Raw genomic sequence first — 24,201 nt, forward strand, 5'->3', positions numbered from 1 at the left:
CAAGGCAGGCATCAATGGGCAAATTAGTCATCCTCGACCTTGATGGCAATTTGGAGCAGGGCGTTAGCGTCACCCTTGAAATTCGGGCAGATGCCGATTTCTCACAGGCTCACACCGGGCTTCAGTCGCGGGCTAAGGGTAAACTGCCCGCCGCCACCGATCTGTTGGAGCAGTATCATCAGTGGCGATCGCTCTACCGCCAGTTGTCGTTGCTGTTTCGCTTAGGCCGTCGTCCTAATGCGGTTACCAATGGTTCCACCACTAGCCTGGTTGCCGCCTGCCGAGAATCGGCTCATCGCCTGGTGGAGCAACTGAACGCCTGGTTGGCGGCTCCCTCTTTCCGTCCCATCCGAGAACCGCTTTTAGAAAAACTGTCGCCCCATGATACGGTGCGGCTAATTTTGCAAACGGAAGACAACGCGTTGCGACATCTGCCCTGGCATTTGTGGGATGTTTTGCAACGCTATCCCCAGGCCGAAGTGGCATTAAGTGCCCCCGCCTATGAACAGATAGAGTTGCCCTTACGACCCAGAACCCACGCCAGAATATTAGCCGTGTTGGGCGATCGCACTGGTATTGATATTGAAGCCGACCGTCAACTGCTTACCGCTTTACCCGATGGTGCAGAGACGGTATTTTTAGTGGAACCCAGTCGGCAAGAGCTTCAGCAATGGCTGTGGGATGCTCACGGTTGGGATATTCTGTTTTTTGCCGGACACAGCAGCAGTGCCGCGACAGGGGCAGTGGGGCAGCTTGAAATCAACCCAACCGATCGGCTCTCGCTAGATGAGTTGACCTACGGACTCAAGAAGGCGATCGCCCGTGGGTTAAAGCTGGCGATCTTCAATTCCTGTGATGGCCTGGGGTTGGCTCACGAGCTGGAACGTCTGCACATTCCGCAGATGATTGTGATGCGCGAACCGGTGCCCGATCGCGTCGCCCAAGCCTTTCTCAACCATTTTCTCACCAGCTTCTCCGGCGGGCAGCCTCTCTACAGTGCCGTGCGGGATGCCCGCGAACAGTTGCAATCTCTGGAAGACCAGTGCCCCTGCGCCACTTGGTTGCCCATCATCTGCCAAAACCCCACCGAAATTCCGCTTTACTGGCACGCCCTAACGTCGTCCTTTGTTGCACCAGGCCAACTGCCCATTACTGAACCAGACGACCCGTTATCAGCCGATGAGTCCCTGCCTCCTTGCCCCTATCTGGGGCTGTCGGCGTTTCAAGAATCCGATGCTCCGGTGTTTTTTGGGCGAGAAACGGTTGCCGAAACGTTAGTAGACGCGGTGCATCAACGGCCACTGGTAGCGGTGATTGGTTCCTCTGGCAGCGGTAAATCGTCTCTGGTGTTTGCTGGATTAGTTCCGCGTCTGCGCCAGTTGGGAGGATGGTTAATTCTCAGCTTTCGTCCGGGCGATCGCCCCTTTATCCGTCTTGCCGAACAGCTCATTCCGTTGCTGGAGCCTGACCTCAGTGAAACCGATCAGTTAGTGGAAATTAACAAGCTGGCGATCGCGTTTCAGCAGCAACAGCTTACCCTGACCGATGTAATGGGGCGGATTGTCCAAAAACAGGACGTAAAACACGTGTTGCTGGTGGCCGACCAGTTTGAGGAACTGTACTCGCTGTGCAAAGAAGCCGATCGCCAGCCGTTTTTGGCGGAATTGTTGGCAACGATCGATCGGGCGGTGCCATTGACGCTGGTATTCACCCTCAGAGCCGATTTTTGTGAATCGGCGCTGGCCTATCGGCCACTGGCAGAGGCGCTACGGCACTTTCCGCCTACGTTGCTAGGCCCCATGACGCGAGCGGAATTGCAGGCGGCGATCGAACAACCAGCCGCTGCGCTTGGGATTGGCCTGGCAGACGGACTCACCGAACGGATTCTGGATGCGGTGGATGCTGCCCCCGGCCACCTGCCGCTGCTAGAATTTGCCCTCACCTTACTGTGGGAACAGCAGCGTCAGGGTTCCCTTACTCATGCAGCCTATGAAGCGATCGGTGGAGTGGAGCGAGCATTAGCAGGTTACGCCGACCAAATTTATCAAGCGCTTGACCCAATGGCACAGCAGCAGGCGCGGCAAATCTTTATGCAGTTGGTGCGCCCCGGCGACGGCACAGCCGATACGCGCCGACTGGCAACTCGCAGTGAAATCGGTGAACCAAACTGGCCGCTGGTGAATGATTTAGCCAACATGCGGTTAGTCGTTAGCCAACGAGATGAGGCCACTGGAGAAGATGTCGTTGAAATTGCTCATGAAGCTCTAATTCAAGAATGGCACCCTTTGCGCCAATGGCTGGCCGAAGACCGCAGTTTTCGGATGTGGCAAGAGCGATTGCGCGGCACGGTGCGCCAGTGGGAAACCAGCCAGCGGGATGATGGGGCGCTGTTGCGCGGTGCGCCGTTGCTCGAAGCCGATCACTGGCAGCAGCAGCGACAGGCTGATTTAAGCCCGATCGAGCAGCAGTTCATTCAAACGAGTCTGTCACTGCAATCGTGGGAACAATCGACGCGCGATCGCCAGCGTCGTCGTCGTCAGTTTGGGTTGGTTTCAGGACTCACTATGGCTTTTTTCCTTACCGGGATTGCCGGATGGCAATGGCACCGGGCTGAAGTTGGGCAGACGAATGCTCAATTGGATGCGCTTACCGCCTCATCAGTGGAACTGTTTGATTCGGGGCAGGAAATTGAGGCGTTGATGACCGCCCTCAAAGCCGGGAAACAGCTCGGTTGGTTTGTGGATTCGGCTCCCGACACGCGGATGAAGGCGATCGCCTCGTTGCAGCAAATTGTGTATGGTATGCGGGAATATAACCGTCTGGATGGGCACGATCGCACCGTGATCAGCGTTAGTTTTAGTCCCGATGGGCAACAGCTAGCCTCTGCCGGAGATGACCATACGGTGCGGTTGTGGCAACGCAACGGTCAACCCATTGCCACGTTAAGCGGTCATACCGATCGCGTTCGCAGCGTCAGCTACAGCCCCGATGGGCAATGGTTAGCCTCTGCCAGTTATGACGGGACAGTGCGGCTGTGGCAAGCGGATGGAACGGCGATCGCCACGCTGCAAGGCCATACGGACAAGGTCAACAGCGTTAGTTTTAGCTCCGATGGGCAATGGCTGGCCTCGGCGGGGGCAGATGGCATGGTGCTGTTGTGGCGGCGCGATCGCACCCAACCTGGGTTTGAACTGCACCCTGCCCTGCGGATGGCTGGACATCAAGGCTGGATTTCTGCCGTGCAGTTCAGCCCCAACGGCCAACAGATTGCTTCGGCTGGAACAGATGGCACTGTGCGGCTGTGGCGGCTTGACGGCACCGTGATAACGACCTTAAAAGCGAGTAATGCCTCAATCAATAATCTGGCCTTTAGCCCAGATGGGCTGCGGCTTGCTGCTGGCAACAAGGCTGGGACTCTCCTGGTGTGGCAGCAACATCAAGGTTCATTTCAATCGCTAGCCCAATCGATTCCGGCTCATGGCGATCGCGTTTGGGGCGTTACCTTCAGTCCGGATGGAGAAACATTAGCCTCGGCCAGTGCCGACAATACGGTTAAACTCTGGCAACTTAACGGCACGCTGGTTAATACTCTGGAAGGGCACAGTTCGTCGGTGTATAGCGTTAGCTACAGTTCAGATGGCAGCATTCTGGCCTCGGCCAGTGCCGACCAGTCCATTCGGTTATGGCATCCCAGCAGCCCGCGCTCGGATGTGGTGCAAATGCAGGACGCTCCCGTTACTGACGTTAGTTTTAATACCAGCGGGCAACTGCTAGCCACTGCCAGTGCAGAAGGGCGTATTCAACTGCGCCGTTTAGACGGCAACGAGCCAACGACGATCGACAGTAACTCGCAGCGCATTAACCGCTTGCGGTTTAGTCCGGATGGGCAAACGATCGCCGCTGCCAGTGCCGATGCCACCATCCGGCTATGGACTCTAGAGGGTGATTTGCGGCAAACCCTATTTGAGCAGGCCAATCTGTTTGATCTGAGTTTCAGCCCGGATGGGCAAGCGATCGCTGCTGCCAGCGAAGATGGTACGGTTAAACTCTGGCAACGGGACAGTAACAATGCCTTTCCAAATCGCCCAACTCAGGTGTTGCGCGGACATGATGGCTGGGTAGCAGCGGTGGCCTTTAGCCCCAATGGACAATGGCTGGCCTCCGCCAGTGATGACGACACGGTAAAGCTGTGGAAACGAAGCAGCTACGGCGGGTTTGAGTCAACTCCTTCCGCCTCCCTGATAGGACACACCAGCCGGGTCAATTACGTTAGCTTTAGCGTAGATGGCCAAACGATCGCCACCGCAAGCGGAGACGGTTATGTAAAACTGTGGCGACCAGACGGTACCCTGATCGCCACCCTCAGCGGCCACAGCGAACGGGTCAACAGCGTCATTTTTAGCCCCAATGGACGTATTCTCGCTTCGGCTACTGCCGACGGCACGGTAAGGTTATGGAGCCTCAATGGCAGTCTGTTAAAGACTTTGCAGGGGCATACGAGCAGCATTTCGAATATTAGCTTCAGCCCTGATGGACAAATTCTCGCCTCGGCTGGCCTGGATCAAACCGTAATTTTGTGGAACCTGGATCTGGATGATTTGGTGATGCGAGGTTGCTCCTGGATTCAGGATTATTTGCAAACCAATTCAACCTTAACGGAGAGCGATCGCCAGGTATGTCGTTCCAATGACTATTCCAGATATTGAAGCTGTCTATAAACTCTTCTCCATTGCAAAATTGATGAAGGTTTCTCCACGGCGAGACACCTGTTGTTGGGTAACGACGGAGAACCCCATGCGTTGAAAAAAGGGTCTGGCTGTGATGCTCGCTTCAGTGAATAGCCGCGATAGGCCAAGTTCCAGGGCTTTTGCTTCGATCGCTCCATAAATCTGACGACCGACTCCACGCTGCTGATAGTCTTTATGGCAATAAAAACAATCAATATGGCCGTTTGGCTCTAGTTCTCCAAACCCAATGATGACTCCTGCTTCGTCCGCTACATAGGTAAATCGGGAACTGCAAACGGTTGCCCACTCCCTAAAGTGAAGGTCATCCGGTGCCCAAACGTTAACTTGATTGCTGGAGTAATCACGACTATTGATTTGACGCACCGTATCATGAAACAACTGGGCAACCTGGTCAGCGTCGGCTTGATGAAACAAACGTATCTTCATTGAAACAAGTATTGAATCAAGGGTGATCGAGTCACTTGTCACCCTTGATTGTACGTGACCTCAACCCGCTTTTTACGTCCAGTACAAGATCTTGGCGTTGGGAAAACGGCGGCTAATTTCCTGCTCAAAAAAGCGGCGTAACGATTTCATCGTAGCAGCTTCGTAGACATACTTGATGCCGCCAAACTTGTTGCGCTTCGTACTACGGCTAGATTCATCCATGTCTAGTTTGGTTTGGGGATACCAATTGAGCAATACTTCCTTTGAACCGGGGGTGAAGCGGTGCGAAATTAGCTCAATGGTGAGATCACAGTCAAAATCAAGAGCGTCGCTGATGGAGTCTAACAACTGACTGTACTGTATCTGCCAATCCTCGATCGCCATAATTGGAGCAATGACTAACCCCACTGGATAGCCACCTCCCCCTTGAGTGCGGGGGAGCGCTAGCTGACGCAATGCCTGCAAACGTGCCGCAACTGAGGCCGTACCGCCCTCAAGCTGGCGGGACACCGACGCGGCATTGACGCTAACCCGACAGCGAGTGTGGCCGTTGTGGGGCAAGTCTAATAATGGCTCAACCCGATCGAACTTAGACACCCAGCGTAAATGCCCAGTATCCCGTGTGCCAAAGTAGCGAATACATTCGGCCAAACTGCCCGTCAAATGTTCAATCCCCAGTGGATCGGTGTAACAGCTAACCTCAAAGCTGGTGTCGCGATCGGGGCGTTCGTACTGTGCTAAATTTTGCAAAATCTGCGGCAGGTTAGCATAGGCACGAATCACCGGAGGGCCTTGTAAACTACCCGCCAAATAGCAGTACTGACAGTGCGCCGGACATCCCTCTGCTAAATGAAACTGCCAGTCGGCTGAAGGGGGAATGGGGCTGAGTTTAAACTGACCGGGAGGAGCGGTTACAACTGCTAATGTCCGCTTCGAAATGCTGTAGGTTTCTCGTTCTGTCTCGCCCCGTAGTCCGGTGAGGCGATTGCGGGGTAACTCTTGAACCGGAAGATTGAACGATCGCACTCTTTCGATAATCTGCTGTCCCCACGGTTCATCCAGGGCGGCAGGGGTCACTAAAACTTGTTCGGGCATCCACAATCGCGCCTTGTGGATGGTGGTGTTCGATGTGTCTATCGGCTGATCGATCGCGGCGGGTTCAACAGCATGGGTTGATGCTTGAGCGATCGCATTGGATAAAGCCAAATCATTTCTCCAGACTCACTAATTTCATTGTCGCTCGATAGAGAGAGCCTGTTGTCTCACTAAAGAGCGGATTTCCCACCCTTTAAGGTAGAGGTTGCGGCTGAGTCAAATCTTGTGTGCATGGCACAAGAAGGCTAAAACCGTTGAGTGTTCATTGCAACGGAGTGCTACCAGATTCACTGATAAAAACGTCTGAAACGCTAATGCTCTTGGGTATAGGTTATGTACGCCTTCACCCGACCTGCTGGCTTCGGGTATGCGTAATCCCTGTCCCGAAGATCGGTCAGGTCACCAGGAGTATTAGAGGATGTTTTAGAAGTATCAAATGTGCTGCATCCGCCCCTAAATCCCCTGATTCTGAGTAGGGTTGGGGGATTAGCACCTGTGGCAAACCAGAAAAGGAGGCGGTTCGAGTGGCAAGTAGATCGATTGCTGCCGCATTGATGGCTTTAGTCTAATTACTAATGGAACTGTAGAAACAGGGTTGTGCTGGGTGAGAATAGTGAAGCTCTTATTCCTGTGTGCGATCGAATGAACGACTCTTCAGATGCCCGACAATATGCTTCTGCCACCCAGCGAAATCGAGAACCCATACTGGAGGTATTGCTACAGGTATTGCCGCCTGTCGGTACGGTGTTAGAGGTCTCTAGCGGTACAGGAGAACATGCCGTTTTCCTGGCTCCTCGCCTTGCTCCTCGCCAGTGGATTCCATCCGACTTCAGCCCTTTAGCCCGAGCCAGTATTGCTGCATGGCGAGAACAATACCCGACAGAGAACTTACATCCTCCGATCGCGCTAGATGCCCGTGAGCCAGTCTGGTTGGTGGAGCAAGACGCTACCTTGCAACGGCACCCAATTGTTGCGATCGTCAATATTAATATGATTCACATTGCTCCCTGGTCAGCTTGTTTAGGGTTGATGGCAGGGGCAAAACGTATTCTACCGCCTGGAGGGATCTTGTATTTGTATGGCCCCTTTAAACAGGGAGGTCAGCATACAGCTCCTAGCAATGCGGTATTTGATGAAAGTCTGCAACTACAAAATCCAGAATGGGGCGTGCGTGACCTGGAGGAAGTGGAGGCTGTCGCCCAAGCTCAACACCTCTGTCTGATCAACACCTATGCCATGCCAGCGAACAATTTATCTGTTGTGTTCAGGCGTGAGTCAGATTCAGTGCCACTGTCCTAGCGGGTTTGGTAATTCAGAAATGGGAGCCTGAATCGGCCTCAGATCGCAAACAGGACATCAATTATGCGGCATTGCTGAATAGACAGATGAATTGTTGCAAGGTTATGGCTCTGGTTGCCCCCTAAATCCCCAACTCTAGAGAATTTTGACGATACAGACGTTCCCTGGAATAGGAGTGGGGATAAATTCGTACCCTGCTCTTTTATCCTACGTTTCATCTCCAAACGATTTGTCAATCGGGGATAATGTTTTTGATTGTGAATTCGCCGTCTTCAGCCATATTCCAACGTCTTAGTTTTGTTAGTCAAGCAGCCCACGATCCTAAAACATAAAGAGCCGAAAATTAAGTAGAGATTTAGAAATTATTAAGGTTAATAATAAAGGGAATTCTTTCAGACAATTGCTTCTATTCGAGATCAAAATACCTCTTTTAGAAGAGATACAAATTAAAATATTGAAACTATCTTTATTCCTAGCAAACATAACAAGCGAGCGATCGCTTTTAGTTCCATAGTTCAAAGCGCTAAAGCTTTTTGCGAGGATTAATAATGTTTATTTTAAGGCGGTTGAACTCCAAGCTGCTTACCTATTTAAGTATCACGTTATTTACGGTTACGCTGTTTGTTAGTCCGCCTGCATTTATGCAACAGCTTGCGTTCTTCAACGCATCAACTGTAGTTCACGCTAGTACTCAACCGTTGCCATTAGGCAATTCTAACTATGCAGAATTAATGGCTTCTGCACCTTCTGAACCTCCGCTCACTGAAGAGGAAGAGGAAAAAACAGTCGATTTCTTTAGAATTGCAATGGGCGCAATTGCCGGTTTAGTGCTGTTTATCTATGGAGTTACCCGATTGGCTCAAGGGTTAGAAGATGTTGGCGAAGCAAGGATGAAAAACTTGCTGAGCAAATTTACAACAAATCGTTTTGCTGGTGTCACAACTGGAATTGTAGCAACAACGTTTCTGGAATCTTCATCAGTCACGATTATTCTTGTAATTGCGATGGTAAGTGCGGGAATTCTCACCTTTGTGCAGTCCTTGGGTGTTGTGTTGGGGTCAAATATTGGTACTGCTGTTGGTGCACAAATTATTTCACTCAACATTGAGCTGTACGTTCCTATTTTGATGTTTGCAGGGCTGCTGGTGTTTTTTCTGGGCAGGACTGAGCGCTGGAAAGCGATCGGCATTGTTTTGCTAGGTTTTGGGCTGATGTTTTACGGACTGGAAGCAATCGATTCTGCAATGGAGCCGTTTCGCGAATATGAACCGTTCCTGAACCTGATGGAGCGATTAGGTGCGAATCCGTTACTCGGTGCATTAGTGGGAGCCATTTTTACCGTTGTTATTCAGTCTTCTTCAGCAACCGTAGCAATTGTTGTAACCCTTGCCAGTTCTAATTTGATTGGGTTGGCTGCCGGAATCGCAATTATGCTGGGTGCAGAAATTGGCACGTGTGCTGACACGTTAGTTGCGACGATTGGACGAGGCAGCTACGCACTGCGAACTGGATTGTTTCATCTGCTGTTTAATCTCATCAGTGCTGCGGTGGGCATTTTGTTTGCATCCCAGCTTGCACAGTTAGTTTCGGGTGATGATGTGGGACGACAGGTTGCAAATGCTCAGATGATGTTTAATATCATCGGCGTTGTTGCAGTAATTGGTTTTTTGCCGATCGTAGCCCGACTGCTCACAAAGCTAGTCCCTGAAACCCAGGCTGATCGCGATCGAGCACAACAACAAGCCGAAAAACATCAAGCGAACACAGAGAAATTGCAGCCTACCTCTGTTGTTCGCTAATTTGCTTTTAACCCTCACTCAAGAAACGCTTTGAGTGGTGGATGTAGTGTGTCTCATTCTGACATTCCGCTAACTGGTGCAACAGATTGGTATCGCCTGCAATCAAAGCTTGCTTCTTTTTACGGCTCCAACCCTGCACCTGCTTTTCTCGATAAAACGCATCTGATACCCGCTCATAAAACTCACAATAGATCAACTTCACAGGTAATCGCCTGGCAGTGTGATTTGCGCCCAATCCATTTTGATGTTGCCATAGTCGTCGTTCTAAATCTTGAGTGCTTCCAGTGTAATAACTGCCATCAACGCATTCCAGAATATACATATGAGGCATAGACTGGTCTCATGAGTCCTTTCTGGTAGTGTGCCCTGAGCGTAGTCGAAGGACACAGATTCCACGCTGGCTGACCGCTCCCTTCGGCTACGCTCAGGGAGCTAGTTGAGTATGCTCAGGGAGCTAGTTTGTGGGTGGATCGTCATTGTCCCTGGGCTGGCTGAGCGTAGCCGAAGCCAGCCTTCCCGTTAGCCTTGGCTTTGCTTATAGTGACCGCTCCCTTCGACTACGCTCAGGGAGCTAGTTGAGTACGCTCAGGGAGCTAGTTGAGTACGCTCAGGGAGCTAGTTGGTTGGTGGATTGTCATTGTCCCTGGGCTGGCTGAGCGTAGCCGAAGCCAGCCTTCCCGTTATTTTGCCTATAGTGACCGCTCCCTTCGACTACGCTCAGGGAGCTAGTTGAGTATGCTCAGGGAGCTAGTTGAGTACGCTCAGGGAGCTAGTTGGTTGGTGCGGTTGGTGGTGGGCGATCGCGGCATAGCGCTCCCGTAACATCCGGCGCAGAACCTTCTGGGACGCGGTGCGAGGTAAGGTCTTCACGATGACGACATCGCGCACTTTAAACAACGGATTAAGCTGCTGGGCGATCGCCTGTTGGCACTGCATCTGTAATGCTGCTGGCGTTTCAGTCTCTGACAGCACAACGGCATAGACAACCAGTTGCCCCGGGCCCCCTGCTGGAGGCGAGACCGCGATCGCCGCCGTTTCCTGGATCTCCTCTAGCTGATTAAGCACCCGTTCAATTTCAGCAGAACTGACTTTAATGCCGCCTAAGTTCATCGTGTCATCCACCCGGCCACAGACGCGGTAGTAGCCGTTAGCGAGGCGTTCTAGATAATCACCGTGGCGTCGCAGGGGAGTTACGGGTGCAACAGCGCTGGCCGGTACATTACTCCTGGACTGAGTGTCCGGCAATGTCTCCCACCAGGGGGTGCCAGCAAAATACACTTGATGGTGGTCTTGGTTGAGCAGTGTGGTGGAAAGTCCTATGGCGGGGGGCACAATAAACCCTTCACCTTTGTCGGTGGGTTGACCATCTCCATCGAGCAGCACCACATCCAGACCCAGGGCGGGAGTGGTAAAGGTTGCTGGCGCACAGGGTTGAACCAGCGTCCCGGTGATGTAACCACCGCCAATTTCAGTGCCGCCGCAATACTCGACAATTGGCCGATAGCCAGCCAGCGACATCAAATACAGCATGTCCTGCGGATTAGCACATTCTCCAGTCGAGCTAAACGCTTTGATGGCGCTCCAGTCCAGCCCCTCCATACAGTGGGTCGTTCTCCAGATATTGACCAAACTGGGGACAACTCCCAGCATCGTTACCTGCGCTGCTTGAATGAATTCGCCGTAGCTGCGAGTTGTGGGCGCACCATCGTACAGAGCGATCGTTGCTCGGTTGATCAGGCTGGCATAAATCAGCCACGGCCCCATCATCCAGCCTAAACTGGTTGACCAGGCAACCACATCTCCTGGATGAAGATCGTGATGCAAGTGGCCATCTACGGCGCACTTGATCGGGGTAATTTGCGTCCAGGGAATCGCTTTCGGAACGCCGGTCGTACCCGAGGAGAACAAAATATTGGTGGGAGCCGCAGCCGATCGCGGTACCGCGTCAAAGGTATTGTTCTCGCTGAGAAAATTGCACCAGGCCAAATCCCCTTTGCGGAGTTCTACTACGGGATCAGCACATCCGGAGAGCACGATCGCCAAGGGTGCATTAGCCGCCATCACTTTGTGGTAAAGCGGTAAGCACTTGCCCCCCCGCTGCATCACATCCTGGGTGAAAATTGCCCTGGCATGGGCGATTCGCAGCCGTGCGGCGATTTCTGCTGGTGCAAAGCTATCCGCGATCGACACTACGATACAGCCCGCCTGGACAATGCCGAGGTAAATCGCCACGGACTCAGGGGTCATCGGCAGATCGATCGCAATTGCCTCCCCCGGTTGCACCCCCAGGTTCACTAAACCCCGGGCAACACGGTTGGCGAGGGAGTGTAACTCCTGATAAGTCCACGTCCCCAGCGGCTCACTGCGGGATTGCCGTTCTGAGCTAAAAATAATCGCTGGTGCATTGGCAGGGGCTTGAAAACAGCTTTCGACAATATTGAGGCGCGCATCAACCAACCACTGCGGAGATTCTACACCCTGGGACAACTCGACAATCTGGCTGTAGGGCTGCCGCAGGCGAATGCCGAGTCGTTGCAGCATCATCTCCCAGAAGCGGGGGCGATCGCGCGTTGACCAGGCGTGCAAGTCCGCGTAGGAGTGCAGGTGCAAGTCCCGCATTAGCGCCGCAATGTTAGTGGACTGGATCTCGGTATCCGTCGGCAACCAGGCAGGGGGTGGCTCTGCTTGCCAGTCGGCAAAGGTGGTTTCATACAGCAACTGATGCAGCGGAAACGGATGACTGGGTTGCAGTAGCTGGCGCGTCAACTGTTGCCAACAGGCGATCGCTGGTAACGTCGCTAAGCAGTGGTTAATCTGCGGTAGGAGTACGCTGGCAGGTTCCTCCGCCACACCACAAGCTACGATTTGATCGAGCCGCACCTGCTTAACCATGGTGATGTCCTCACTTAGTGCTGCCGATCTAGTGCTGCCGATCGCGCTCTAGCCCATCCCAAAAGACGGCGATCGCATCTAAGATCTCCTGACCGCCCTGGATAAACTTGGCTCGATCAAATCCCGGTTGAAAATAGACCGCTTCCAGTTCTTCCAGGGTGTGCCCGGCATGTTGGGCTTCCACGCGGTTATGCCAGGTAAAAAACGCCAGTCGCAGTTGGGGATGACGCAGGTGTTTAATCTGCGTCAAGCCATCTTCTAACTCTTGCCAGAAGCCTGCTGCTGCCCAATTTTCCACGGCAAAACTGGCACCCTCAGCAATATTAGGATCGTCGCTGCCGTAGAGGCGTTGCAGTTCATCACAGAAGTGCAGCGTGGTGGTGCTCCCGTGCTTCCGTTGACCAATTTCTTCATAGTGCAACCCCAGCCCCTCCGCTACGGCAGTCAACCACTCAAAATGAGCTGCCCGGAAGCGACAAATGCCGCCATCTACCGTTCCTTCGGTGCTGACAAATTCCGGGTCACCTTCTCGATCTTTTTCCTCGTCTGTTTGAGTTGTCTGGGTACCTGCCGTGCCACTCAGCTTGCGATAAATCACACCCAGTTCATTCAGCAAAATCTCTCGACTGGCACGAGACTGTTGCAGGGTAGGTGAGTTGATCACTTTCAACAGAGCCGCAACTAAAAATTGATTGGAAAAGACGGAAAATTGCTGGATAAAATACCGCAATTCCTCATCGCTGGCGTTGCCTGCCTGGAACCAGCCCGTATAGGCATTGTCGGTGAGGATGCGGTGTTGAAAAATGCCCCGATCGACCTGATTGAGAAAGTCTTGAAACTCATTGACCTGCGATCGGGTTAACTCTCCGTTTTGTAACCGGGTTTGAATTCTGGGAGAAAGCGTCAGTGAATGAGTGTTAGGGGTGAGAGCAACCATAAATTAACTACTCCTTCGATCAATTGTCCAACTGTAGGCATACTGACAGTCCTCTAATTCGATCGCCTGGTGGGTGAACTGCAATGGGCGAAACGTATCGATCATCACTGCCAGTTCGTCCGTTCGGTTCTGACCAATTGAGGCTGCATACTTTCCGGGATGGGGACCGTGGGGTAAACCACTGGGATGCACCGTGATAGACGATCGCTCTATGCCATTGCGTGACAGAAAGTTCCCCTCCACGTAATACAGCACTTCATCTGAATCGAGATTCGAGTGGTTGTAGGGAGCGGGAATTGCCAGCGGGTGATAATCCAATAGTCGCGGCACAAACGAGCAGATTACAAATCCTGGTGCTTCAAAGGTTTGATGAACGGGGGGTGGTTGGTGAACTCGTCCGGTAATCGGTTCAAAGTCGGCAATGTTGAAGGCGTAAGGATAGAGATGACCATCCCAACCCACTACATCCATTGGATGATGGGGATAGATGTAAGCCGTGATTCGATCGCGCGCTTTCACCCGGACTTCAAACTTACCCACCTCATCGCGGGGGACTAACGTTTCGGGTGGCCGCAAATCCCGCTCCCCATAAGGTGAATGTTCTAAAAACTGACCCTCACGATTGAGGTAGCGGTGCGGCGGTGCGGTGTGTCCCTGGGCTTCAATGACCAGCAGCCGTTGGACAATGCCCCTATCGGGCAGGAGCCGCCAGAGCACGCCTGTGGGAATCACCAGATAATCTCCGGGACGATAGTGCAGTAAGCCGTATTGACTCTCTAACACACCGCTGCCGTCGTGGATAAACATCACCTCATCCCCGTGGGCAAAGCGATACCAATAGGACATTGGTTCGGTCGGTTGCGCCACCGAGATACAGACATCCGCATTTGCCAGCAGGGGGATGCGGGACGAAATTGCATCGCCTGTACTCACGCCCTGAGCCGTACGCAAATGGCGGGGTCGAAGGGCTCCAGGCGGCTCAAACTCCAGGGCGATCGTTTGCACCAGCCGCACGGCATCGACCTGGGTGGGTGGGTGTAGATGATAAAGCAGCGATTGAATCCCCGTAAAGCCCTGTATTCCCATTAGCTCTTCGTGATACAACGAGCCATCCGGTTGACGGAATTGCGTATGGCGCTTCTTGGGAATCGTACCGAGACGGTAGTAGTACGTCATGGTTCTGTACCGATTTGCTCAACTGCTGCCCCTCATAAGTTGCCGCGCAACGCCTGTTCCCGTTCGATCGCCTCAAACAGTGATTTAAAATTGCCCTCCCCAAAGCTTTGCGCTCCGTGCCGTTCAATGATTTCAAAAAACAGGGTGGGACGGTCTTCAACGGGTTGTGTAAATATTTGCAGGAGATACCCATCCTGATCGCGATCGACCAGGATTCCCAAATCGGCCAATTGGTCGATCGGTTCATCAATGTTGCCCACACGGATGGCTAAATCGTCGTAATACGTTGTAGGAACCCGGAGAAATTCAACACCGGACTCGCGTAGCTGAGTTACGGTTTGAATAATATTGACGGTTGAGCAGGCAATGTGCTGCACTCCCGGGCCTTGATGGTATTCCAGGTATTCTTCAATTTGGGATTTTCGCTTGCCTGGAGCGGGCTCATTGATCGGCAGTTTAATTTTGCCGGAGCCGTCCTGTACCACTTTAGACATCAGCGCTGAGTATTCAGTAGAGATCGCTTTGTCGTCAAAATGCACCAGTAGCTCAAAGCCCATCGTGTCTGCAAAGAACTGAACCCAGCGCTCCATGTCACCCAGTTCAACATTGCCGACAACGTGATCAATGGTTTGCAGTCCCGCTGAACGATCGCGACACCCAACGGGTTGCGGCTGAAATTCTGGGGCAAAAATGCCTTGATACTCAGTGCGATCGACAAATTTGATCAGCACATCACCATAGGCGCGAATGGCAGCATAGCGCAATAAGCCATGCTCATCTTCAGCCGTGGTAGGGGGGATAATGCCGATCGCTCCGCGTGCCGTCGTTTGCTTGTAGGCCGCGATCGCATCGGGTACCGCCAGGGCAATCACTGCCACATGGTCACCATGCTTCAGCGAACGATGAGCTATGGGATGATCAGGACTGACTGCTGTACTGAAAACAAAGCGGATGTTGCCTTGCTCCATTACATAGGAAGCAACTTTACGGCTACCGGTCTCTAAACCACAATGCGCTGTGTTGGTAAACCCAAACAATGTTTCATAAAACTTGGCGGCTTGCCACGCGTTGCCCACATAAAACTCAAGGTGATCGAAGCCAAGGACGGGAAAGAAATCGGTCATGTGGTTCCTCCTATCAGGAAGAATTAATCACGTGTAGCGATTGGAGACAACTCAAAACAATAGATAACAGGCATTGCTTACAAAAATTGCGTGGGGCGATCGCGAGTAATTTCAACAAACGATATTGACGAATTTCTATTCAAAAATTGTCAAGTCAATAACCGAACTCAAAACACTAGAAAGTTTGCAAGTTCTCTACTGTTCCTCAGAAGGAGTGACTTAACTTAACCTGAGAAGCCATAATTGAATTATAGATTTATCGTCTAGGTTCGCCCAGTTAAAGTAACTAAGTATTAAGGCGAACTCGGCTTCTATTACTAACAGAATAGCTATAATTTCTGGCTGCTCCATATTCCTACAGAAGCAAATTGTTCACTTAATTCAGTGCAGCAGAAAGTCAAGTACATCATTAATAGAAAATTGAGCCAGATACCGAATTTTTGTTGCAAAACGGTACAAACTATATGCAAACTTTTTTAGCCAGAACGCATAACCTGTCCGGCGCTAGATGTAGTTGAGCAGAAACTTTACTATGATTAAACCCTCAGTTGTAGCGGCACTGGCTCTTCACTACTCGCTCCTAACTGCCTGATGTTTGAAAAGAGGAGATACATCGCGTGTTACTCTCCCTTAAACAACTGCTCTCGGCGATCGTGGATTATGCTGGACTGTTTCCCCCTGCCCAACTAAGTCTGCCCGAGGCGCTAGCAATCTACGATCGCGCCTGGTCTTCTCCCCATCACTGGATGCTCGGTCACTTTGTTGTACCAGCCTCGCGGTTGCCTGAGTTGATTCAGCTTCTGCCAAACTTGCCCAGTAGAAGCAAATCCTCTCGGCTCTGGCCATTGAGCGTCATTCTGTCGCCAAACTGGTTAGCCGAACTCAAGCAGATTCGCCAGCTCAGCCACACAACTGGCCAGATTGCGATTCGCGCCTTAGAGGTTGCCCCGTTACCACAGGACGAGATCCAGCAGGTTCACCGACAACTGCCGACAGACGTAACCGCTTTCTTTGAAATTCCGTTTGGTGTCGATTTAGTACCCTACCTGAAAATTTTGCAGCCGCCTGGTACTGCGGCAAAACTGCGGACAGGCGGACTCACCAATGATGCCTTTCCTGACAGTACTCAGCTTGCTCAGCGGCTGCTATCCCTGGCCGAAGCTCAGATTCCTTTGAAGGCTACGGCGGGATTACATCACCCTTTGCGAGGTCAGTACCGCTTAACGTCTCAAGCTGACAGTGCCTCCGTTACCATGCATGGCTTTTTGAATGTGCTGCTAGTGGCAGCCTTAGCTTATCAAGGCAGTATTAGCGGCAATGAAGCAGTGGCAATCCTGGAGGAGCGATCGCGCCACTCGTTCCAGTTCACCGATATGACCATCAATTGGCGGGAGCACTCCCTTACCTTGTCTGAGATTAAACGCTTCCGGCAGCAGTTCTTCCACTCGTTTGGTTCCTGTTCTATTCAGGAGCCGATCGCCGATCTTGATCATCTGGAACTCCTATGATTTGTGCCATTGATGCTACTCATGATCCGAACCTGCTCAGTTGGGTCGAGTCGGCAAACACAGCCGACACTGAGTTCCCCATTCAAAATTTACCGTTTGGGGTATTTCAGCGATTAGGCAGCAATGATGCACCGCGAATTGGGGTGGCGATCGGTGATCAAATTTTGGATTTGGCTGCATGTCGCACCATTGGAGCATTGGCAGCGCTGCCTGAGCCTCTACAAGTAGCCTGTGCAGCGCCAACTTTAAATGCTTTGATGGCGATGGGAAAAGCAGCCTCATTACCGTTACGCCATCATCTGAGCCAATTGCTACGGATGGGTCAGGAACCAGTAGCCGCCAGCCAAATGCTCGTTCCCAGGGCAGACGTGCAGATGCGGTTGCCCGCCACAATTGGGGACTACACGGATTTCTATGCCTCGATTTTTCACGCTACGAATGTCGGCAGGCTGTTTCGTCCCGACAATCCGCTCTTACCAAACTACCAATATGTGCCGATCGCTTATCACGGGCGAGCTTCGTCTATCGTGCCCAGCGGTACTCCGATTCAGCGTCCCTCTGGTCAACAGAAACGGCCTGAAGATACAGCTCCCAGCTTTGGCCCTTCACAGATGTTGGACTATGAGCTGGAAGTGGGGTGCTTTGTCGGGATGGGCAATGCCTTAGGAGAACCGATCGCCCTACCTCAAGCCGAAGGCCATCTGTTTGGTCTTTGTCTTGTGAATGACTGGTCAGCGCGAGATATTCAAGCCTGGGAGTATCAACCCCTTGGCCCCTTTTTAGCCAAGAGCTTTGCTACCACGATTTCTCCCTGGGTGGTGACAATGGAGGCGCTAGCGCCATTTCGCTGCGCTGCCTTTACCAAATCTTCTGAGGCTCCAGAAACGTTACCCTACCTCACGGCCTCGGTCAATCAGGCGCGAGGTGGCATTGCCCTGACGTTAGAGGTGTTCCTGACGTCTGCTCAGATGCGTCAAGCAGGAATCGCCCCTTTGCGTTTGAGCCGTAGTCCGTTTCAACAGATGTATTGGACCGTGGCGCAAATGCTCACCCACCACACCAGCAACGGCTGTAATCTTCGTCCTGGAGATTTGTTAGCCAGCGGCACTGTTTCAGGCGCTAACGCTGGTACTCAGGGGTGCTTATTAGAAATCACCCAGCGCGGCAAGCAACCCCTCACGCTACCCACTGGCGAAGTGCGATCGTTTCTTCAAGCTGGGGATGAAGTAACACTTCGGGGGTATTGTGACCGACAGGGGTATCCCAAAATCGGATTTGGTGAGTGCCGGGGGCAGGTGATCAGCTAGCTTCCCCTCAGCACTGGCTTAGTTCAGGAAGCCATCTTGAATGTACGCTACAACTTCAAGGTACCGTTCAGCCCACTGCCAACGTTGCAGGTTCTTTGAAAACACAGGGTCAAGGGCTTCTCTGTAGATCAAGGAACGCCGATATCACGAACAGCGAATCTCTAAACTTCATTGTTGAGAAAGTCTGCGATCGCTCCACAACGAGTGTGGACAAGCTAGAGCTGTTACAATTAGTACAAGATTACTGTTCGCCAACACATTGGATGATTCAAACATTTCAACCTTACTGATTCACTAAGGCTGTGAGGGAGTTTCAACGGTCTAGCTATGCCCAACCTTCTTTTGATCGAGTCTCCTGGAAAAATTGCCAAGCTGAAGCAGATTCTCGGTGACGGGTGGATTGTCAAAGCGAGTATGGGGCACGTGCGAGAGTTGGCAGACGAAGGTGAGGATGCGCTTGGCTTTGAGTTGACAGGGACAACTGTGCAATGTCGCTATGTGCCTCGGGACGCTAAAGCAAAGAAGGTACTGGCGGATTTGAGGCAAGCCGTTAAGCAGTCCGACCGGGTTCTGATCGGGTGCGATGAGGATCGGGAGGGCGAAGTTATAAGCTGGCATTTAGCACAGGAATTGCGGCTCAAAAATCCTCAACGAGTGGTGTATCACGAAATTACCCCTCAGGCCGTGAGACAGGCGATCGCCCACCCGCGTCCACTGGATGCGAACTTGATTGCGGCAGGGCGGGCAAGGGACTGTCTCGATAAGCTAGTGGGCTACAAGGGCAGCAAGTATGTCGTCTGGAAACTCAACATCGGCGCAAAGTCGATGGGGCGAGTTCAGAGCGCAACGCTGCATCTGCTGTGTCAGCGGGAGCGAGAAATTCAAGTCTTTCAGCCACACGATTTCTGGTCGGTCTGGGTGGACTATGCCGAAGGATTTCGCGCTTTTTATCGGGTGAAACTCAATGCCACTGCTCAGGCAGGTGTGGAAACCGCAGATGACACGGGGGAATCAACGGCTGTTCCTGAAGCGGATCAAGTTTTGTCGCAAGCTGAAGCCGATCGATTGGTGGCAATTGCCCAAGCTCACCCCCATCAAGTTGTTTCAATTGAGGGCAAGATTGTTCATCAGTCTCCGCCACCGCCCTTTACAACCTCTACTCTGCAACAGGCAGCAGGAGCCAAGTTACGGTTTAGCCCCGATAAAACGATGCAGGTTGCTCAATCCCTCTACGAAAAGGGATTGATTACCTATATGCGAACAGACAGCGTCAGCTTGAGTCCTGAGTTTTGTCAGGCGGTGCGTCAATGGCTAGAAGCCCACGATCCAGCCAATATTCCCAAACGCGCGACCCAGCACCGCAGCCGCAAGGGCGCACAGGAAGCCCATGAAGCAATTCGCCCGACCGACATTCATCGTCCTTCCGCGCAACTGAGAACTGAGCTATCGGCGGATGAGTTTGACCTGTATGTCCTGATCTGGAAGCGATCGGTTGCTTCTGTGTGCAATTCTGCCCGACTGAGGAAAACCCGAGTCATCACTCAATCAGGCTCGCTTTACTGGGAAGCCAGAGGGCAGATTGTAGAGTTCCCTGGCTACACGCGCTACTGGCAGAACCTTCAGGCAGATGCCCAACTGCCGCTTCTCACGTCTGGTCAAGCGCTGACGCTGGAGCGATCGCAAGCAGACAAGAAGCAAACCCAGCCACCGCCTCGCTATTCAGAACCGAAGTTAGTACAACTGATGGAGCGCAAGGGCATTGGACGACCCTCCACCTATGCGCCCACGATTAAAACCTTGAAGCAGCGCGGCTATGTGCATCTGCATCAGGGAAAGTTGCAGCCGACCGAATTGGGTCTATCGCTGGATGCTGCTCTGGAAAAACTGCTGGCCAAACTGGTTGACCCTGTGTTTACGGCTGAAATGGAACAGGCACTCGATCGCATTGCTCAAGGAGAAATTGGCTGGGAAGAATGGCTGCTGAACTGGAACCAGGACTACTTTATGCCTGCGCTTGATCAGGCGCAAACGTTGATGATGCAGCACATGGCGGATACACCCAGCCAGCCTGTCGCATTAACCGATATTCCCTGTCCTCAGTGTCAACATGAGATGGCAAGAATTCCCAGCCGTAAGGTGACGAAGGGATTTTTCCTGAAATGTCAGCAGTGCAATGACTCAGTGTTGTTTTGGAGCGATCGCACCCAACAGTGGGAACAACCCCGGAGTAAGACGGTGCCTGGTCAGGCAGAACCTTCCGGGAAACTGACCTCCTATCCCTGCCCGGTTTGTCGTCAGCCGCTAGAAGAACATACCTACCAGAAAGATGGACAGCAAAAGGTGATGCTACGTTGTTCCGAACGCACGAAGCGACAGGAGGGCAAGCACAAGGATGCCGTGTATTTCTATACAACCGATGGACGTTTCTGGAGTCCTAAATTTGGTGACCTGAATACAACTTCTCAAAGGTCAGCAGCGGATCTCCAGCCAGAACCACAGAAAGGGAAAAGACGAAAGGGCGCTTCAACGGGCAGGAAGAGAAAAGTTAACTCCAAACCCTTGTAACCAACCTTCCGCACTTTCAATCCCCAGCCCAACAAAGTAAACCGCCATAAAACATTGAAAGACCCAGCCTAAGATGGGCTGTTAAGTGGCTTGCCCCAGTTGATTGAGCCGCATTTGGTTGCAGTGTTGCAGCACTTAACGCAGTTGCCGTTGTTCGAGGTTGTAGACAAATATGAAAAGATGCCAGGAGGCGGACTTGAACCGCCGACACGAGGATTTTCAGTCCTCCACACTAAAAACTGTAATTCTTGCCCCATAAGGCTTATGAGACTCGATCTGCAAACCTTGCTTAAAGTTTGCCTAAATTCCCTCATAGGTTAAATTAACTATCTATAGAGAAAAATAGGAAAGTTTGAATATTTTTGAGGGATGCTACTCCGGTTTCCCAGCCTGGTTCCGTTGCTGCATTGCCTTCTGATTTCTGGCAGTTGAGCGGAAGTGGGTGGCTAGCTGTTCTAGTACGATCGCCACTGCGATCAGTTCCTCCAACGAGCAGTTAGGAAAATTCGGCAGTATGTCATTTTTGACGAACCGCTCAATCCGCTGTAAGTAGTCTGTCAGTTGTTCTGGTTCAACGAACCCGTCAACGTTCGACATCCTCTTGACTCCTTATCTGGAAAGACGTGGTCTTATTCAGAAAGCGCTGTGTGTCGTTAAGATCCTTTCTCAGGTCTTTTAGTTCGTTTCCTAATCGTCCTGTCCTATGTTCAATCAATTCCTTAATGGCATTGATGATATATTCGTGTTTCTCGTCTGCCCCCTTCAATTTTTCCAGGCTCAAATTAACGGCAGATTCTAACTTTAACAAATCGCTAGTGGCTTGATTTTTCAAGCGCTCCACGCTTCTGGCTGCTATCCAGATGACGCTTAAAATCCCGATGATTGTAGACAGGAAAGACAGTAGTTCTGCTGTAATCATCATGGCTTTACTAACCGATATGAGAGCAGGAAAACCAAGTTTGCAATCGCTCCAGGCACGCCAACTTTGCTCACAGCGTAGCGATATTGAGCAATGTTCAACGCCGTTGGATCGTGGTAGATATTCAACGGAACTGACACATTAGTCCCTACCTCTGCGGATGTTGTCGCGTCGATTGTAGTTCCCAAACTGGCAACATCTGTAAAGCTCACATTTCCTTTGTTGAAGGATTCAAGCTTAAAGACGATGTGATCCGCCAATCGGGCAGGAGCCGATACTCTGGCAGAAATCAACACCGAGACTAACAGCAGATTGAAGTTAGGCGGCGGCGCAAATGCGGCGGTAAATGATGCAGCGGTAGACAGTGTTGCCAATGTGGGCAACACAAAAATTTGCTCACTCAGCCAATATGAGCCACTCCACACCCACCAGGAGAAATTTGATAGGTCGAACCAGCGATCGCCCTCCCCCAGGGGTGAGTCATCAGGCCGTGCCAAGGGCTTGCTGGCTTGCCTGAATTCCCAGCTTTGATTGATCAACGCGCGCGCCGTTTCAGCATCAGGCCGCGTGAGTAGCGTTAATCCAAAACCATCGCCATCTAAAGCGGCGATCGCGGTTAAATTCTCGCTGACAGGTTGCAACGCTTCCAGCGCTTCAGCCGAAACATATTGGGGATGTGCTTCTGGGTCAAGAGCGTGAGCCGCGACTGTCGCGGCTACTAATCCGTTCCTTGCGATCGAATCAGGGATTCTCGCGTCCTCAAACTGCCCTGTCTTTATTTTTGAGGCATCCAGCGGCGGGATAGAACTGGCTGAGAGATCCGGGCCAACTTCTAATTGTGTGGGGGCCTCCTCTGTAACAACCGAGATGACAATAGGTTCGACTGGAACTATCTCAAGCGGATTAGACATCAGTTACCCCCGGACTGACTTCTACTTGCCCCTGAATGAGCCGAACTGGCTCCTTGCCTGTTAGCGTGATCTTCACGTCATAAACATGAAAAGTTTCGGGCATGGGAATCTTTTGAGTTACAGCCGCACCCAGACTCATCAAAAATTCAGTTTGGTTGGCTCCTTCCAGAAAGCCAACGGTGGTGAATTTAAACTCCCCCACCAAATCGCCCCCAATTCGTTTTTTGATCTGCCCTTTGAGCCGCGCCCCCACTACATTCCCTGGATAGCGCAATTTGACAGACCAGAACGAACCCTGCTCCACGAGGGATTCGTTTCTTAGATGAAAGGTTGCCGCTGGCATCAACTAAGCCTCAAAAATTAATTAATAGAAAGCCTGGATTTCAACGGCCCATCCTGCGTTAGCAACTTCTGGAAGACGGCGGCGGATCTGAATCGAGCGAGTGATGATGCTTTGCTTTCGGAATTCAGACGGAATCCGTAAGTCTAAGATGATGTGCCGCTCATTCGGATAAATGCGCCTGAAGCCCGTTTGAGCCTGGAACGTTGGGAAAAATTGAGCGATAGTGCAAGCGTTGATCGGGCGTTTTGACCATGACTGAATGATCCTAAATGTTTCTGTGTCAGTCACGGCAAGATTAAACGTTTGCCATTCAATTGATGGCGTTATGGTTCCGAGAGTTGCCCAGGGCATAGTGGTTTAGAGAATGAGCGATCGCCCTATTTGACTTGAAGCCCAATGGACATTAGCTTCAACAGTCTGGACATATTCGACTACATCCATCTGATCCGCTAATAAATCAAGCAAGTCATCGGGCTGAAGATCTCCCACCAGGCACGCGCCGATCGCGGCCTGACGCTGAAACAATAGTCTGCATTCAGCATCTTGATCGGCGGCGTTGAAATCAGGGTTCTCAGCTCCAAACGTAGTAAAGAGATCTTCAGCGCTAATCATGCCCGTTGCTTCCTGATTTCAACTTGGCGACTCACGCGACGGATGCCCGTATAGGATGCGGGTCGCAGTTGCGATCGCAAATCCATAAAAACTTCGTATTCATCATTCCCATCGCCAGAACCTCGACCATAAGGCGCGGTGTAGGTGGTTCCCGCGTATTTTTGGTACTCCAGTCCGGTTCGTTTAGATATTGGCGTTGTTACAGACCGGGTTGCTGACTCGAAGTAGATGAGGCGTGCGGGTTTGAATCCCCCGATTCTCTGTTTCTCAACAGAACCGCCCAGCGTTGCGTCTGCATACGTTCCGATCGTCGGGTTTAGCTTTGTCCAGCTCTTTCCGCTGGCAGACACGATCACCAGATTGTTCGCAGGAATATCGAATGAGAAGGGTACAACGCCAATCTCACGGGACGGGCCTCTAGCCCCACGGCTTCCAAAGTTGGGCGGCTCCGTAGCAGCTTCCCGGATGTATTCGACGTATCGCTCCAGCGTTGCCGCTTCCCTGATCGCTTTTCGTAGTCGAGAGGTATAAGTCATAGCT

The 24,201-nt window shown here is 51.9% G+C and carries 20 protein-coding genes and 1 tRNA gene; 6 read left to right on the forward strand and 15 right to left on the reverse strand.

Features of this window, described 5'->3' with window-relative positions:
- The first annotated feature begins 14 nt into the window (after positions 1-14).
- Positions 15-4,706 (forward strand): CHAT domain-containing protein, encoded by a 4,692-nt coding sequence (locus IQ268_RS11000; RefSeq protein ID WP_193878436.1) that lies wholly within the window; start codon positions 15-17, stop codon positions 4,704-4,706.
- A gap of 6 nt (positions 4,707-4,712) precedes the next feature.
- On the opposite strand, the gene IQ268_RS11005 is transcribed toward IQ268_RS11000, so the two are convergent.
- Both IQ268_RS11005 and IQ268_RS11010 read right to left on the reverse strand, forming a co-directional pair.
- Positions 4,713-5,174 carry a GNAT family N-acetyltransferase gene (locus IQ268_RS11005; protein WP_193878438.1) on the reverse strand — a complete coding sequence of 154 codons (462 nt, stop codon included), beginning with the start codon at positions 5,172-5,174 and terminating at the stop codon, positions 4,713-4,715.
- A gap of 72 nt (positions 5,175-5,246) precedes the next feature.
- A complete protein-coding gene (locus tag IQ268_RS11010) occupies positions 5,247-6,269 on the reverse strand; it encodes a spore photoproduct lyase family protein (RefSeq protein ID WP_193878606.1) in 1,023 nt (340 codons plus the stop codon).
- A 642-nt stretch (positions 6,270-6,911) separates the two neighbouring features.
- Between IQ268_RS11010 and IQ268_RS11015 the strand changes: the two genes are divergently transcribed.
- A complete protein-coding gene (locus tag IQ268_RS11015; RefSeq protein ID WP_193878440.1) occupies positions 6,912-7,568 on the forward strand; it encodes a DUF938 domain-containing protein in 657 nt (218 codons plus the stop codon).
- A gap of 548 nt (positions 7,569-8,116) precedes the next feature.
- Complete coding sequence (locus tag IQ268_RS11020) at positions 8,117-9,367, forward strand: Na/Pi cotransporter family protein (RefSeq protein WP_193878442.1); 1,251 nt, start codon at positions 8,117-8,119, stop codon at positions 9,365-9,367.
- A 7-nt stretch (positions 9,368-9,374) separates the two neighbouring features.
- Here IQ268_RS11020 and IQ268_RS11025 read toward each other — a convergent pair whose 3' ends face one another.
- The 5 genes from IQ268_RS11025 to hppD all read right to left on the reverse strand — a co-directional run bounded on the left by IQ268_RS11025 (position 9,375) and on the right by hppD (position 15,496).
- Positions 9,375-9,698: a GIY-YIG nuclease family protein gene (locus IQ268_RS11025; protein ID WP_193878444.1), complete on the reverse strand. Its 324-nt coding sequence runs from the start codon at positions 9,696-9,698 to the stop codon at positions 9,375-9,377.
- A 416-nt stretch (positions 9,699-10,114) separates the two neighbouring features.
- The gene (locus IQ268_RS11030; RefSeq protein ID WP_193878446.1) at positions 10,115-12,259 is read right to left on the reverse strand and encodes an AMP-binding protein; all 2,145 of its coding nucleotides are present in this window, start codon (positions 12,257-12,259) and stop codon (positions 10,115-10,117) included.
- A gap of 28 nt (positions 12,260-12,287) precedes the next feature.
- Positions 12,288-13,196 (reverse strand): hypothetical protein, encoded by a 909-nt coding sequence (locus IQ268_RS11035; protein ID WP_193878448.1) that lies wholly within the window; start codon positions 13,194-13,196, stop codon positions 12,288-12,290.
- A 3-nt stretch (positions 13,197-13,199) separates the two neighbouring features.
- Positions 13,200-14,372, reverse strand: a complete 1,173-nt coding sequence (locus tag IQ268_RS11040; RefSeq protein ID WP_193878450.1) for a homogentisate 1,2-dioxygenase — start codon at positions 14,370-14,372, stop codon at positions 13,200-13,202.
- A 32-nt stretch (positions 14,373-14,404) separates the two neighbouring features.
- Entirely contained in the window at positions 14,405-15,496 is a 1,092-nt protein-coding gene (hppD, locus tag IQ268_RS11045; protein WP_193878452.1) for a 4-hydroxyphenylpyruvate dioxygenase, read from the reverse strand.
- 617 nt (positions 15,497-16,113) lie between these two features.
- Between hppD and IQ268_RS11050 the strand changes: the two genes are divergently transcribed.
- From IQ268_RS11050 to topA, 3 genes are all read left to right on the forward strand, one after another.
- The gene (locus IQ268_RS11050) at positions 16,114-17,004 is read left to right on the forward strand and encodes a hypothetical protein (RefSeq protein WP_193878454.1); all 891 of its coding nucleotides are present in this window, start codon (positions 16,114-16,116) and stop codon (positions 17,002-17,004) included.
- On the forward strand, positions 17,001-18,311 hold the full coding sequence (gene fahA / locus IQ268_RS11055; RefSeq protein WP_193878456.1) for a fumarylacetoacetase: 1,311 nt from the start codon (positions 17,001-17,003) through the stop codon (positions 18,309-18,311). The genes IQ268_RS11050 and fahA overlap by 4 nt, the downstream gene beginning before the upstream one ends.
- Positions 18,312-18,638: 327 nt before the next feature.
- Positions 18,639-20,876, forward strand: coding sequence for a type I DNA topoisomerase (topA, locus tag IQ268_RS11060; RefSeq protein ID WP_193878458.1), 2,238 nt, complete (start codon positions 18,639-18,641; stop codon positions 20,874-20,876).
- Positions 20,877-21,057: 181 nt separating this feature from the next.
- Here topA and IQ268_RS11065 read toward each other — a convergent pair.
- The 8 genes from IQ268_RS11065 to IQ268_RS11100 all read right to left on the reverse strand — a co-directional run bounded on the left by IQ268_RS11065 (position 21,058) and on the right by IQ268_RS11100 (position 24,197).
- Positions 21,058-21,128, reverse strand: a tRNA-Phe gene (locus tag IQ268_RS11065).
- Between the two features lie 120 nt (positions 21,129-21,248).
- Entirely contained in the window at positions 21,249-21,473 is a 225-nt protein-coding gene (locus IQ268_RS11070) for a hypothetical protein (RefSeq protein ID WP_193878460.1), read from the reverse strand.
- Positions 21,460-21,798, reverse strand: a complete 339-nt coding sequence (locus tag IQ268_RS11075; protein WP_193878462.1) for a hypothetical protein — start codon at positions 21,796-21,798, stop codon at positions 21,460-21,462. The genes IQ268_RS11070 and IQ268_RS11075 overlap by 14 nt, the downstream gene beginning before the upstream one ends.
- Positions 21,795-22,706, reverse strand: coding sequence for a hypothetical protein (locus IQ268_RS11080; RefSeq protein WP_193878464.1), 912 nt, complete (start codon positions 22,704-22,706; stop codon positions 21,795-21,797). Before IQ268_RS11080 ends, IQ268_RS11075 begins: the two co-directional genes overlap by 4 nt.
- Entirely contained in the window at positions 22,699-23,049 is a 351-nt protein-coding gene (locus IQ268_RS11085) for a hypothetical protein (protein ID WP_193878466.1), read from the reverse strand. The genes IQ268_RS11080 and IQ268_RS11085 overlap by 8 nt, the downstream gene beginning before the upstream one ends.
- A 21-nt stretch (positions 23,050-23,070) precedes the next feature.
- Positions 23,071-23,400 (reverse strand): hypothetical protein, encoded by a 330-nt coding sequence (locus tag IQ268_RS11090; RefSeq protein WP_193878468.1) that lies wholly within the window; start codon positions 23,398-23,400, stop codon positions 23,071-23,073.
- 6 nt (positions 23,401-23,406) lie between these two features.
- Positions 23,407-23,661, reverse strand: coding sequence for a hypothetical protein (locus tag IQ268_RS11095; protein WP_193878470.1), 255 nt, complete (start codon positions 23,659-23,661; stop codon positions 23,407-23,409).
- On the reverse strand, positions 23,658-24,197 hold the full coding sequence (locus IQ268_RS11100) for a hypothetical protein (protein ID WP_193878472.1): 540 nt from the start codon (positions 24,195-24,197) through the stop codon (positions 23,658-23,660). The genes IQ268_RS11095 and IQ268_RS11100 overlap by 4 nt, the downstream gene beginning before the upstream one ends.
- Positions 24,198-24,201: the final 4 nt, after the last annotated feature.

Origin of the sequence: Oculatella sp. LEGE 06141 (genome assembly GCF_015207605.1) — a bacterium.
Taxonomy (GTDB): Bacteria; Cyanobacteriota; Cyanobacteriia; order Elainellales; family Elainellaceae; genus Oculatella.